This is a genomic window from Methyloradius palustris, from assembly GCF_019703875.1.
In the GTDB taxonomy this organism is placed as follows: domain Bacteria; phylum Pseudomonadota; class Gammaproteobacteria; order Burkholderiales; family Methylophilaceae; genus Methyloradius; species Methyloradius palustris.
Window position 1 is genome coordinate 2443939 of record NZ_AP024110.1, and the last position, 13822, is coordinate 2457760.

Here is a 13822-nt window from a genome sequence, read left to right on the forward strand (position 1 = left end):
GATCATGAAAACCGTACGCCAGCTATTGGCCAGCAAAGGCCATTCCACCCTCTCGGTATCACCCGAAAGCACCGTTTACGACGCACTATCCGTAATGGCAAACCACAAGATCGGCGCATTACTGGTACTCAGTAACGACCATTTAGTAGGTATATTTTCTGAACGCGATTATGCGCGTGAAGTAGTGCTGAAAGGCCGCGCATCACGCACTACTGCGGTTGCTGAGATTATGTCGAAGCAGGTAATCACTGTGACGCCAGATAATACCGTTGAAGACTGCATGAACCTGATGTCGGGCAAGCGCATTCGCCATTTGCCAGTGGTTGAAAATAATAAAGTGATTGGTATTTTGTCGATTGGTGATCTGGTTAAAGAGACAATTGCCTACCAGCAGTTTTTAATCCAGCAGCTGGAAACCTATATACAGGGCTAAAACTGGGTTAGATCGCGCAAATCTAATCAGCCTTTAGCTTTCTTTGTCCTGTTTCTCAGTCGCTGGCTGGCTGGCGTTGTTTATTTCGTTATCCCACCAACCTAGATCTACGCTGGCCCGTACAGTATTTTCAGTTTCCAGCTTTAACAGCCTGGCAAGGTTTTCGCGCGAGCGGGAGGTTAACGCCACCAGCTTTGTGATGTCATGGTGCAAAGGTTGTGATTCTTTAAGCATGCTTTCGTCATGTTTACGAAAGCGCCATACGGCGCGCGTGGCCTGGAAAGCGCCATAACCCAGCGCACGTAAAGCCAATTCCCCCATTTGTAGAGATGAGAAAAATGTTTCTCGCACATTCTCAATTTCTAAATCCATAAATTCAAATGCATCAGTTCTATTGCGCGCGCGCGCCAGTATCCTGACTTGTGGATAGTGCTTGCGTACATATTGCGCAGTTTTAATTGCATCTTCCGGGCTATCGATCGCCAGTATTAGCAAGCGTGCTTCTGAGATACCTGCCGCCTCAAGCACATCAGGGCGTGTAATATCGCCGTAATAGGCTTTCAAACCAAACTGCCGCACAAACTCTATCTGGTTTGGGTCAAACTCAATAACGGTGGGTGGAATATCCACTGCATTCAACAAACGCGTCAGCATTTGGCCAACGCGGCCGAAACCCGCCACAATCACGGGGCGATGCTTCTCAAAATCATCAAAACTGGCTGATGACCTAGCGTTTAATTTACGCTTCATCCACTTGGTATAAGCCAGCATTAATAGCGGAGTAGTCAACATAGAAATGGCTACCACAGCATTAAGAAGATTAGCAGCAGCGCCGCTTAACACCCCCTGCTGCTCAGCAGCGCTATAGAGTACGAAGGCGAATTCACCGACTTGTGAAAGCGTCAATGCAAATAACAAAGCATCTAGCCTGCCTTGCTTGAACAGCCTTGCCAGTGGATACAACACACTGATTTTGAGCATCACCAACCCGAGCGCCAAACCCAACACCAGCAATGGCTGATGCAACACGAGCCCCAAATCCACAGACATGCCAACGGCAATAAAAAACAAACCCAACAGCAAGCCTTTAAACGGCTCAATGTCTAGCTCTAGCTCTTGACGATATTCAGAATCTGCGAGCAGGACACCCGCTAGAAATGCACCCAAAGCCATAGAGAGGCCGACTGATTGCACTAATACTGAAACGCCCATGATCAAAAATAGGGCGAATGCGATAAATATCTCACGCAAGCCAGTATTGGCGATATAGCGCAGTACTGGGCGCAAGGCAAAATTGCCGCCCACCACAATCGCTACTATCAATGCCAAAGCTTTGCCAGCGGCCAGCCAATCCATCCCGGCATGCTTAGCATCCGGGGCTAATAGCGCTAATAGAAGCATCAGCGGAATTACTGCTAAATCCTGAAACAACAGCACTGAAAAAGCTGAACGCCCCGCAGGTAGCTCAAGCTCACCACGTTCAGACAATGTTTGCACTGCAATAGCGGTGGATGACATGGCAACGCCCATGCCTGCTACCAGTGCAATTTTCCAATCCAGATGAAAAACAAGCCCCAGAAAAGTAACTACCAAACCCGTGATGACTACTTGCAAACCACCCAGACCAAAAATGGGCACGCGCATTTTCAAAAGATCATCAATATCAAGCTCTAGACCAATAAGGAAAAGCATCATCACCACGCCAAACTCTGAAAAGTGCAGCACGGTTTCAACTTCACTAATCAGGCCTAAACCCCATGGGCCGATGATAATGCCTGCAATCAAATAACCAAGTACAGAGCCTAATCCGATGCGCTTGGAAACAGGCACCGCCAGGACAGCAGCGCCAAGATAGACAATGCTTTGCAGCAACAATGAGGGAGCGTGAACTTCAGTCATGAGAACGTTGCAATCTTGATATTAAGTAGGATTATAGTGGGGGAGCATGCTTAAAATCAGCTTGCGGCACATGCAATGTATGTACGACAGGCGGCAAATTGCCTTGCGTGATGGCAAGCAGCCATTGCCTGTATTGCTCGGCTTGCTGTTTGATATCCTCATCCTCCAGCCTAAGCACCTCGTGCGTTAGAAAAGGCCGAAGATAATGCATGCTGCAAAAGTCGGCCGTCTGTTCAAACGGACGTAATAATTCGGCCATGGAGAAATTGTTGTAACCGCCACGCTGGTACATAAACTCAGGACCGCCACTAGTAATGGCATGCACCCAATACTTACCTTCTAGCGCACTACCACCTGGCCCATACGCCCAGCCTGTAGTCAGCACGTTATCTAGCCAACTCTTCATCAAAGGCGGGCATGAATACCATTGGAGCGGGTGCTGCATCACCAGCACATCATGCTCATTTAAGAGCTTTTGCTCACAAGCAACATCAACGAATTGATTGGGGTACGTTTCGTAAAGATCATGCACCGTAACATTCTCGCATTCACGGGCGACACTGATCAGCGCGCGATTCATGCGTGACGTCTCAAAACTAGGGTGCGCGAAAATCACCAAGACTTTATTCGACATACCAAAACTCTCTAATGAAATTGTTTACAGCTTATGCACTGGTTTGTGCACCATCAAATAATAACTCAACCAGGCACCCGTGCCACACACTGCCAACACCAGCGACAATGGCAGCGCTGTTTCATCATGCAATACACCAATCGCAATGCCTGCCAGTGTACCCAAACCAAATTGCAGCGCGCCCATCAATGCTGATGCCGTCCCCGCATGCTCGCCATGTGCCGCCAGCGCTGAGGCACTGGCATTCGGGCTAACGTAACCAATACTCGCCACATAAAGAAACAAGCCTGCAAGCACTAAGGCAAAAGGCGGCAAACCGTGATGCCGATAAAAAATCTCTAGTGCAAACAAACCAATGCCCGCCAGCGCGCTGACCCACAAGGCATTACGCAGCAAGACTGCTGGCGCATATTTTTTAAGTTGCCAGACATTCAACTGGCTGGCGCCTATCAAACCAATGGCATTAAAACCAAACACCCAGCCAAAATGTGCAGGTGAAACCCCATACAGCGTAGTCACCACAAATGGTGAACCTGCGACATAAGCAAACATACCCGCTATCGCCAAGCCGCCAGCAAGGGTATAGCCAACAAAGGTTTTGCTCTCGAACAAATTAAGGTAATTTCTTGCCACCACCTTGAACTGCAAAGGTGGCTCATGCTGAATATCGTGGCTCTCATTCAGCTGAAAATGAATGGCCAGCAAACACAATGCCCCGAAAATAGTCAGTGCGATAAAGATGGCGCGCCAACCAAACATATTTAGTACAAAGCCACCAAACAACGGCGCAAGAATAGGCGCCAAACCCATCACCAGCATTAACATGGAGAAAATACGTGCTGCATCAGCAGGCGCTGCACGGTCACGCACAATTGCCCGCGGAATCACCATACCAGCACAAGCGCCAAGCGCCTGAACCAAACGCCAGATGGTCAGCGCAGTCACACTATCCGCCATATAACAGCCTACTGAGCCTATCAGGTACAACACAAATCCCACATACAAAGGCGGCTTGCGGCCAAAGCGATCACTCAATGGCCCATAAATCAGTTGGCCAAAAGTCAGGCCAATGAAAAAACTCACCAGCGTGAGTTCAACTGCGCCTCCTTTTGCCTGTAACCCCTGCTGAATCGCAGAAAAGCTCGGCAAATACATATCGATAGATAATGGCCCACTTGCAGTAAGCGCGCCGAGTAAAACTACCCAACCAGGGAAACCGCTGGCTGGTTTAGGTGAAGCTGAATTCATGAAACGTGGTCTTTCTGAAGATGATATTAAGATTGCCTGATGATTGGCCTATAGCAAATTTAGACAGCGACTTCTATCGACTCAACAGTCACTTATTAGTCACCGCAGACTTGTTGGCATCGATTTTTAATTTCTCAATGTAGGCATGGTCGTAGTCACAGGGCATAGGCATGTCCGCTGCGTTATAGGCTATATCCACCTCATCATTGAATGCCAGATAGTTAACAATACGTATGCGTGTATTGGCAGTCATGTTGCCGAGCTGCTGTGCAGTTTGCAGCAGGGTCTTATCGTTGGACACTGCGCCTTGATTTTTATCGCCCATCAGCGCTTTGGCTTTGTTCTCATCAGTCGTCACTTGAATTAAGCAAGCGGTGGCCTTGTAGCTATTAATGGTGGCATCATGCACTGCAGCTTCATCTTTCAAATCGAGTTTAACGATTTCCTGAATGGACTTTGCCATCTGCGTAATGCCAACACGCTCGCGCTCGGTATATTTCTTTTGATCTATAAATTTCTGAATATCGTCACGTATACCATTCTGGTCGACATCAACCCCACCCAGCGTATCAGTGCGATCAAGAAACGTATAAGCCTTGCTCTGCTCTTCTAAATCGGTCAGCATTTTCTCGTAAGGAGAAACAGGTTCCTGGTAAGAAATATCTGCACTTAATTTAGGTTCGTCATCTTTGCTACATCCATAAAGTAATAATGAGGCCACGAATACAAACAGGGAACGCCTAACCGTAGGTCCAATATTCATCAGTTTCCTTAAATTAAATGCATCGTCGGCTGACATCTTTCCATAGCAGTAATCACTCACCAATAATCTTCACTAAGACCCGCTTCTTGCGCCTGCCATCAAACTCACCATAAAAAATCTGTTCCCAGGGGCCAAAATCCAGCTGTCCTTCGGTAATGGCCACGACCACTTCACGGCCCATCACTTGGCGTTTCATGTGGGCATCGGCATTGTCTTCGCCTGTGTCGTTGTGGCGATAGTTACGGATGGGTTCGTGTGGCGCCAGGCGCTCTAGCCATTCTTTGTAGTCATGGTGCAGGCCTGATTCATCGTCATTGATGAATACACTGGCAGTGATGTGCATGGCATTTACTAGCGCAAAGCCTTCTTGCACGCCACTTTCGCGCAGGCATTCACGTATTTGTGAGGTGATATTGATAAAAGCAACACGGGTAGGCGGGTTAAACCAGAGTTCTTTGCGATAGCTTTTCATGGCATATTCTCCGATGAGGTTGGTACGTTATTTTGGCTATATTGCGAGTAGCGATGGCCGATTATAACTTGCGATAATGGCTTGATGATGAATTGAAGACATCTTAAATAGCTATATGCTGGACACGGGCTAGGTCACCAACACTCAGAACGCTTCTACCAAGCACGCGTTAATATTCGATGAGGTTACCTTCAGGCGCCACAGCAAATTCCGCCCTGTTTTTGCCTGCGCGTTTGGCTTCATACATTGCAAGGTCTGCCATTCTGATCAAAGAATCAGCATCGTCGGCATCTGCCGGGTAACACGCTATACCTATGCTGACGCCTAATTGACTCTTGTGACCCTTCACTTCAAATTCCTTGTTGATATAGCGAATCACTCTGTTGGACAAACCCGTCAATTCACTGCGATTTCGATAGCGATGGATAATGGCGGCAAACTCGTCCCCACCCAGCCGTGCGATAAAGTCTGATTGGCGCAAAGCGTCCAGAAAGCGGTTAGCGGCAAACACCAAGGCCTCGTCGCCGGCATCATGACCGTATTGATCGTTAATATTCTTGAACCCATCCAGATCCATGTAGAAAATCGCAAAAGATTCTTTGTTTCGGCGAGCAAGTGAAATGAGGCGATTAAGATAAGTCTCAAATTGCCGTCTGTTAGGCAAATCGGTAAGCACATCATAGTGGGCGTCATGGCTCATTGCCTCGGCCATGCTCTTGGATTTGACCGTGATTTCAAATAAATTGATGGTTTTTCTGTAGCCAATCACCAGCACCACCACAATCAATACCACCAGCAGTATAGAGCCGAGGATGGTGGCTTTTAAGCTGTGGCTGATCTCTTGATCAATCGAGGTTTTTTTATTCAGCAATAAAATATCGGCATTTTTTAAATGTGCGTTTATTTGCCCCATGATGCTTGTATCTTTGCGCAGGGAGCTCAAATGTGGCGAGTAAGAGCCATCGGTTTGCTGTATCTGGCTGACAAACTTCATCTGGTCGTAATTTGCCCCAGTCAGGGTTTTTACCTGGGTGAGTTCGGTTTGCAACTCAGGGAAGTCTTTTAGATGCGTAAGTAGCTGGTCGTAGGTTTGAGCAAAATCCTGGATACTTTGATCATAAGAACCAGCAAATACCAAACTGTAAGTAAGCAAGTAACCACGGCGACTAGTTTCTGCCTCTACCAGCGATTTTTGCAGGGTAATGATTTGATAACGCGCGTTTTCAACTTTGTCGCCAACCCGACCAAGCTCAATCAGCCGATAAGCCGAAAAGAACAAGGTGGCCATGGCGGCAGACAGTATCAGCGCCACCACTAAAAGCGGGATCAAAATCTGTTTTTTGTAATTAAACATAAGTCATCATATTTAGCGCTCCAGTTAACCTGGTCATCACGATGCTCTTTTTACTAGCTCATGCTTACATTAGCATGATGTAGCATTTAGACATTAGAGACTTAATATTGCAAGCGTCGCCCGCACATAGCCAAGTCAGCCTGATTTTTAAAATGATGTGCTATATGTTAGAAAGCGCACATATGCGGCATATTGCTTCATGCTATAAGTTTGCTTGAAGTGCTGTTTTTGACAGCGCCTGATTAGATCGCTCCTCCCCGCGTGATTTGATATTACCTCGCCAATTAAATTGGCGATTTTTTTGTCTGCGAGGCTTATAGAACTAATTGGGGAAATGATGAACTGGGTGGTGCCGCTTGCCGGAATCGAACTGGCGACCTCTTCATTACGAATGAATTGCTCTACCAACTGAGCTAAAGCGGCACTTAAAGTTGCTCTGAAAGAGCGAGGCTGGATTATAAAGTTTTGCAGGGCTGACAGCAAACGCAATTAAATACTGTCTGTGCTTCTGTGGCCTATTGTTTAGGCTGGCCAATCACACCCAAGACAAACCGCACAAATCCATACACCACCCATGAAACCAGCCGCTTGAGCACAAAACCACGGCTCCAGTCATCCCACAGAATAGGTGTTGCCCCTTCGGCCAGGACGATTTCTAAATCCTGCTTTAGGGTTTGTGCAAAGCCTTTATCAATCACGACTACATTGGCTTCACGCGCCAACAGCAAGCTGAATGGGTCAATATTGGATGAGCCAACGGTTACCCAGTCATCATCAATTACGGCAACTTTGCTGTGCATAAAGCTTTTGTGATACTCATAAATCTCAATGCCCGCTCGTAGAAACATGCTGTAAAAAGCATGCGTTGCAATCATCAGGAAATATTCCATACGGCCTTGCAACAGCAGCCTGACGCGCACCCCGCGTTTAGCTGCTCGCATCAAGGCCTTGCGAAATTGGCGACCAGGCATGAAATAGGCATTGGCGATGAATATGTCGGACTTTGCATTTTCAATCGCGGCCAGATAAGCATTTTCAATATCACGCCTGTGCCGCAGATTGTCGCGCACGACAAAAGCGGCAAGTTTGTCGCCTGTGGCTGGCTGATCTAATTGATGGATGTTGATAGTGGCAGGCTTTAACTGTGACCACGCAGTGCGCGCCCAAAGCGTATGCACATGTTGCATGATGGGCACCAAAAGCGGCCCTTCTATGCGCACCGCATAATCAATACGCGGCGAGGTTTTGTCTTTGGGTACATCAAAATCATCAATGATGTTAATGCCACCTACAAATGCAACGTGGCCATCAAACACTGACACCTTGCGATGCAGCCTGCGCAGGCGATTACGCTTTAATGTCCAGGGTGAAATCTTGGGGCGAAAAAACAGCACATTCACGCCTGCGGCTTGCAACGCATCTAACAATGAAGCTGGAAAATCCTTGCTGCCAAATCCATCCAATAAAAGATTCACGGTCACTTTTCTACCAGCGGCACGCATTAAGGCTGCTGCAATTTTCTGGCCTGTAGCATCGTTCTCAAAGATATAGGTTTGCAGATGGATTTCGTGCTCGGCGTGGTCAATCTCCGCCTCAAGTGCAGGGAAATATTCCTCACCATTTCTGAGCAGAGTAATCTGATTATTGGGTAGAAATTGTGACATAGCTTAAGCTGTCTGATGCGCCAGCGTTGCAGTCAGCACAGCATGGTCAGATACTTTTAACCAAGTTGGGCCTGTGTGTACTTCAACGTGGCGAATGCTGAATCCACGCGTGTAAATACGGTCTAGCCGCAAAATCGGCAACCACGAGGGAAAGCTCTGTGCAGGCTTGCCGTGGCTATGTTCAAACACCTCGCGCAAGTGCAGGCTCTCAGCAAAACTACGGCCTGCGTTCAGGCTCCAGTCGTTAAAATCACCCGCGATAATCAGTGGCGAATCTGCGGGCACATGGTCTTCAATAAATCGTTTTACTTCCTGCAATTGCTTTGTACGCCAACGGGCAAACAGGCCGAGATGTACGCAAATGCAATGCAAGGTTTGATCCCATCCAGGAATACTGATCTCGCAATGCAGCATGCCGCGCTGCTCTACGCTATGCGCAGAAATGTCGCGGTTTTCTGTATTGATAATGGGGAATTTTGAAAGCACCGCATTGCCGTGATGCCCTGCAGGATAAACCGAGTTCTTGCCATAGGAGTAGTTAGGCCAAACAGCGTCAGCCAGAAACTCCAGTTGGCCATTCAGTGGGAACGGGCTGAAACGCTTGCTGTGCTTGGCATGTTCATCCTGCACTTCTTGCAGAAAGACAATATCAGCATGTAGCTTGCGGAGTAGCTCACGCTGATCATGCAACGAAAAGCGCGCATTGAATGTACTCAAGCCTTTGTGAACATTAAAGGTGGCAATGCGCAGTATATTACTCAAACAACACCTACCGTTTTATGAGGCATCCAGCATCCGCTGTAAAGCCAGTATGGCAAGCTTGGCTTCATTCTCGGGCACTTTGATCTGGTTCACTACATTACCCTCAGCCAAGTTTTCCAGCGTCCATGCCAAGTGTTGTGGGTCAATACGCGCCATGGTTGAGCATTCACACACGACGTGTGACATGAATTGCACGGTTTTGCCTTGCGGTTTCATCTCTTCCGCCAAGCGGTTCACCAGATTCAATTCGGTGCCGACTAGCCAACGTGTGCCTGCTGGCGCTTCGCGCACTGTTTTTAAAATGTATTCAGTAGAGCCCACATAATCGGATTGCAGGCAGACTTCAAATGGGGCTTCAGGGTGTGAGATCACGATGCCATCTGGATGTTCATTACGGAATTTGATGATGTTCTGCGGGCGAAACATCTGGTGCACGGCGCAGTGGCCTTTCCACAACAGGATTTTCGCGTTCTTGATTTCTTCTTCAGTCAGGCCGCCCATAGGCTGGTCAGGATCCCAAACGGGCATTTGTTCTAGGGGAATACCCATCTTGTGGCCGCTCCAGCGACCTAGGTTCTGGTCGGGGAAGAACAATACTTTTTCACGCCGCGCGAAGCTCCATTCCAGCATTTTGGTGGCATTCGTTGACGTGCAGACGATGCCACCGTGCTCGCCACAAAAGGCTTTCAGGTCAGCGGCAGAGTTGATGTAAGTCAGCGGCGTAATGGTTTCATCAAAATCCAGCACCTTGTTCAGCTCGCGATAGCTGCGTTCTACTTTCGCGAGGTTCGCCATATCAGCCATAGAGCAACCTGCAGCCAAGTCAGGCAAAATCGCGATCTGGTCTGGGCGCGAGAGAATATCGGCCACTTCGGCCATGAAATGCACACCCAGAAACACGATATATTGCGCATCAACCTCAGCCGCGTAACGTGAAAGTTTGAGCGAATCACCTGTGTAATCAGCGTGGCGATACACACCTTCACCTTGGTAATGGTGACCGAGTATCACCAGTTTTTTGCCGAGTTTTTCCTTGGCCGCAATTATGCGCTGCTGACATTCCTCATCTTGCGAATGCTGAAAACGTTCAAATTTGATCGCTGTTGTTTGCATAGCTACCTGCCTTTTTGTACTGCTGTTATAACGTTAATCCGTGGCGCTCGCCCAGCTTGCGCAGCGCATCCACGTTAGTCCATGAAAACACGCGTTCAGCCGCCTCGCGCCAATCTACCCACTCGTAATTCACATGCTCATCAGGGGCCAATTTCACGGCCAGTGGCTCAGGTAATTCTAACCCAAACTGATACTCGATATTCTCAGTCACGCCTGGCGCATAACGGTAACGCCAGTGCGGATAAATCTCGTAAGTATTAGACGTCTGCCAATCGGCGAGCTTATGTTGGGTGGCATCAATACCTGTTTCTTCCATCACTTCACGAATGGCGGTATCGACTAAGCCAGCATCTTCAACTTCAAGACTACCAGTCACCGATTGCCAGAACCCCGGCTTATCAGCCCGCTCGATCAACAGCACTTTTAAATCTACCGTGTGAATCAACACCAGAACTGAAATCGGGGTTTTAAACGCCACTGGTGTTGCTATCTTTCCGACTGTCACTTACTCGCCCTCAAATTCGCACAATGAAAACGATTTGAGTCCGTTTTGCGCCAATCGTTTCGTGCCGCCTAAATCTGGCAAATCAATCACAAACGCGCACTCTACAATTTCACCACCGAGTTTTTGAATCAATAGCGCCGCAGCTTCTGCCGTGCCGCCTGTGGCAATCAAGTCATCCACCAGCAAGATGCGTTCACCTTGTGAAATCGCATCGGTATGTATCTCGATGCGATCTGACCCATATTCCAGCGCGTAATCATGGCCGATAGTTTCAGCGGGCAATTTACCTGGCTTACGCACTGGCACGAACCCAACCCCTAGCTTGTAAGCCAGGGCTGCACCGATAATAAAGCCACGTGCTTCAATGCCCGCAACTTTCTCTATTTTTTGGTCTGAATATCGCTTGGCTAGCTCATCAATGGCTATGCGAAACCCGATAGGGTCTTTCAGCAAGGTGGTGATATCTCGGAACTGGATGCCTTGTTTTGGGTAATGGGGTATGGTGCGGATGAGTGATGTGAACAGCATGCTTACTTCTCAGCGTCTCGCTTTTCTATTTCAGCCAGTTTGCTTGCTGGAAGCTTTTTGTAAATACCAGAAACCTTTTGAGGCATGGCAATCATATATTCAACAATAATATTTATCAGCTCAAATAGCGAGCCAACTGTTTCCGTTGAATCAACATCAATTTGTCCAGGATGCACAGCTTCATTACCCGTAACTCTTACTATATCTAAGGATTGCTGAACTATTAAAGGTAAACCTTTCTCAACTAGGGAAGCTATATCATCATTGATATTTCTACCTTTTCCTCCTAGATGCACACACAACTCTTGCAAACCCAATCTTAATAAAGCTGCCGCAGCGCGAGGAGAAGCTGAAAATATAGTTGATGCCTCATTGTATATATCTCTAACATTTTGAGGCATCTCAGAATTTGCAATTGGCGCAGTACTAAATGCTGGATAAAGCATTCTTTCCTTGAGCCAAATTGTATTTTCATTGCAATGAGTACATTTCCCTACCCGAATATTGCAATACTCATAAGACACTCCGTTAAAGCTAAGAAGCCGCCCGACCAAATCTATTCCCCACCACACATGCTGAGATATAGCCTTACAGTGGGGGCAACTAAAAGAACCTTCTAAAACTTTAGGGGCGATATATTTCACTATTTATGCAGTTGTATTTTGTGTCCGCACACGTATATGCAATTCTCGAAGCTGCTTCTCATCCACTTCGTTCGGCGCATTAGTCATCAAGCATTGTGCGCGTTGGGTTTTCGGGAAGGCAATTACGTCACGAATCGATTCAGCGCCAGCCATCAGCGTGACCAGACGATCCAGACCAAACGCCAAGCCGCCATGCGGAGGTGCTCCGTATTGCAGGGCATCAAGCAAGAAGCCGAATTTTTCCTGGGCCTCTTCTTTGCTGATCTTCAGTGCGTCGAATACCTTGGATTGCACTTCTTGCTTATGGATACGTACCGAACCGCCGCCGACTTCCCAGCCATTGATGACCATGTCGTAAGCTTTTGAGAGTGCAGCGCCTGGGTTGCTGGTGAGCAGGTCTTCGTGGCCTTCTTTTGGTGAAGTGAATGGGTGATGTAACGCAGCCCAGCGGTCATTTTCTTCATCATGTTCAAACATCGGGAAATCAACCACCCAGAGCGGTGCCCAGGCACGGCCATCCACATGGCCTTTATCGTGGCCGACTTTAACGCGCAAGGCGCCAAGGGCTTCATTCACCACCTTAGCTTTGTCAGCGCCGAAGAAGACGATATCGCCATTCTGCGCGCCTGTACGGTCAATAATCGCTTGCAGCGCGGTCACGTGAATGTTCTTCACGATTGGGCTTTGCAAGCCTTCTTCATTGAGCTTGGTAATGTCGTTGATCTTGATGTACGCCAAGCCTTTAGCGCCATAAATCTTGACGAATTCGGTATAGGCGTCAATCTCAGAGCGGCTGATTGCAGCCCCATTGGGCACACGCATGGCGGCTACGCGGCCACCAACAGCATTGGCTGCGCCTGCAAATACCTTGAAATCGACATCTTTCATCACGTCGCTGAGCTCAGTGATTTCAAGCGTCACGCGCATATCTGGCTTATCTGAGCCGTATTTGTTCATGGCTTCAGAGAATGGCATACGCGGGAATTGTGCAGGCAGGTCAATATCCTGAACTTGTTTAAACATGCGGCGAATCATGTCTTCGACGATGTTCATGATCTCTTCTTCGCCCAGGAATGAAGTCTCGATATCCACCTGGGTGAATTCTGGCTGGCGATCAGCGCGCAAGTCTTCATCGCGGAAACATTTGGTGATCTGGAAGTAACGGTCAAAACCAGAAACCATCAACAATTGCTTAAATAGCTGCGGAGATTGCGGCAACGCAAAGAACTGACCAGCATGAACGCGGCTAGGCACTAGATAATCGCGCGCACCTTCTGGCGTGCTGCGCGTCAGCATTGGGGTTTCAACTTCAATAAAGCCGTGGTTATCCAGATAATCACGCAAAGTTTTAGACACGCGATAACGCAGCATCAGGTTCTTTTGCATCGCTGGGCGGCGCAAGTCGATATAGCGATGTTGCAGGCGCACCATTTCGCTCAGGTTGTCGTCATCCAGCATGAAAGGTGGTGTGAGCGATGGATTAAGAATCTCGATCTCGCTAGCCAGCATCTCAACGTCACCCGTAGAAATGTTAGCGTTCACTGTACCTTCAGGCCGCGCCCTGACTTTACAGACGACTTTGAGTACAAATTCGCTGCGTACCGTTTCAGCCAGCGCAAATGCTTCTGGCGTATCTGGATCAATAACGATTTGCGCCATGCCTTCACGGTCGCGCAAGTCGATAAAAATAACACCGCCGTGGTCGCGGCGACGATGCGCCCAACCACAGAGGGTAACGGTTTGGCCGATGTGTGAGCGGTTTAGATGGCCGCAATAGTGAGTACGCATATTCAAATTCTTAAA

14 protein-coding genes and 1 tRNA gene are annotated in these 13822 nt (G+C 48.1%); 1 reads left to right on the top strand and 14 read right to left on the bottom strand.

Annotation, left to right across the window (positions count from 1 at the left end):
- Positions 1–4: 4 nt before the first annotated feature.
- Positions 5–433, top strand: a complete 429-nt coding sequence (locus ZMTM_RS11790; RefSeq protein ID WP_221764030.1) for a CBS domain-containing protein — start codon at positions 5–7, stop codon at positions 431–433.
- 33 nt (positions 434–466) lie between these two features.
- On the opposite strand, the gene ZMTM_RS11795 is transcribed toward ZMTM_RS11790, so the two are convergent.
- From ZMTM_RS11795 to aspS, 14 genes are all read right to left on the bottom strand, one after another.
- Positions 467–2332 carry a monovalent cation:proton antiporter-2 (CPA2) family protein gene (locus ZMTM_RS11795; protein WP_221764031.1) on the bottom strand — a complete coding sequence of 622 codons (1866 nt, stop codon included), beginning with the start codon at positions 2330–2332 and terminating at the stop codon, positions 467–469.
- 31 nt (positions 2333–2363) lie between these two features.
- Positions 2364–2966 carry an NAD(P)H-dependent oxidoreductase gene (locus tag ZMTM_RS11800; RefSeq protein WP_221764032.1) on the bottom strand — a complete coding sequence of 201 codons (603 nt, stop codon included), beginning with the start codon at positions 2964–2966 and terminating at the stop codon, positions 2364–2366.
- Between the two features lie 24 nt (positions 2967–2990).
- The gene (locus tag ZMTM_RS11805; protein ID WP_221764033.1) at positions 2991–4214 is read right to left on the bottom strand and encodes a Bcr/CflA family multidrug efflux MFS transporter; all 1224 of its coding nucleotides are present in this window, start codon (positions 4212–4214) and stop codon (positions 2991–2993) included.
- An 88-nt stretch (positions 4215–4302) separates the two neighbouring features.
- Positions 4303–4977 (bottom strand): hypothetical protein, encoded by a 675-nt coding sequence (locus ZMTM_RS11810; RefSeq protein WP_221764034.1) that lies wholly within the window; start codon positions 4975–4977, stop codon positions 4303–4305.
- 52 nt (positions 4978–5029) lie between these two features.
- Entirely contained in the window at positions 5030–5449 is a 420-nt protein-coding gene (locus tag ZMTM_RS11815; RefSeq protein ID WP_221764035.1) for a secondary thiamine-phosphate synthase enzyme YjbQ, read from the bottom strand.
- Positions 5450–5618: 169 nt separating this feature from the next.
- Positions 5619–6803: a diguanylate cyclase domain-containing protein gene (locus tag ZMTM_RS11820; protein ID WP_221764036.1), complete on the bottom strand. Its 1185-nt coding sequence runs from the start codon at positions 6801–6803 to the stop codon at positions 5619–5621.
- Positions 6804–7150: 347 nt separating this feature from the next.
- Positions 7151–7226 (bottom strand) — tRNA-Thr (locus ZMTM_RS11825).
- A 92-nt stretch (positions 7227–7318) separates the two neighbouring features.
- On the bottom strand, positions 7319–8467 hold the full coding sequence (gene clsB / locus ZMTM_RS11830) for a cardiolipin synthase ClsB (RefSeq protein ID WP_221764037.1): 1149 nt from the start codon (positions 8465–8467) through the stop codon (positions 7319–7321).
- Between the two features lie 3 nt (positions 8468–8470).
- On the bottom strand, positions 8471–9229 hold the full coding sequence (locus ZMTM_RS11835; protein ID WP_221764038.1) for an endonuclease/exonuclease/phosphatase family protein: 759 nt from the start codon (positions 9227–9229) through the stop codon (positions 8471–8473).
- 15 nt (positions 9230–9244) lie between these two features.
- Complete coding sequence (gene nadA / locus ZMTM_RS11840; protein ID WP_221764039.1) at positions 9245–10342, bottom strand: quinolinate synthase NadA; 1098 nt, start codon at positions 10340–10342, stop codon at positions 9245–9247.
- A gap of 25 nt (positions 10343–10367) precedes the next feature.
- Positions 10368–10847: a dihydroneopterin triphosphate diphosphatase gene (nudB, locus tag ZMTM_RS11845; RefSeq protein WP_225907033.1), complete on the bottom strand. Its 480-nt coding sequence runs from the start codon at positions 10845–10847 to the stop codon at positions 10368–10370.
- Positions 10848–11375: an adenine phosphoribosyltransferase gene (locus tag ZMTM_RS11850; RefSeq protein WP_221764040.1), complete on the bottom strand. Its 528-nt coding sequence runs from the start codon at positions 11373–11375 to the stop codon at positions 10848–10850.
- 2 nt (positions 11376–11377) lie between these two features.
- Positions 11378–12019, bottom strand: coding sequence for a DUF4145 domain-containing protein (locus ZMTM_RS11855; protein WP_221764041.1), 642 nt, complete (start codon positions 12017–12019; stop codon positions 11378–11380).
- A gap of 3 nt (positions 12020–12022) precedes the next feature.
- Positions 12023–13807 (bottom strand): aspartate--tRNA ligase, encoded by a 1785-nt coding sequence (gene aspS, locus ZMTM_RS11860; protein WP_221764042.1) that lies wholly within the window; start codon positions 13805–13807, stop codon positions 12023–12025.
- Positions 13808–13822: the final 15 nt, after the last annotated feature.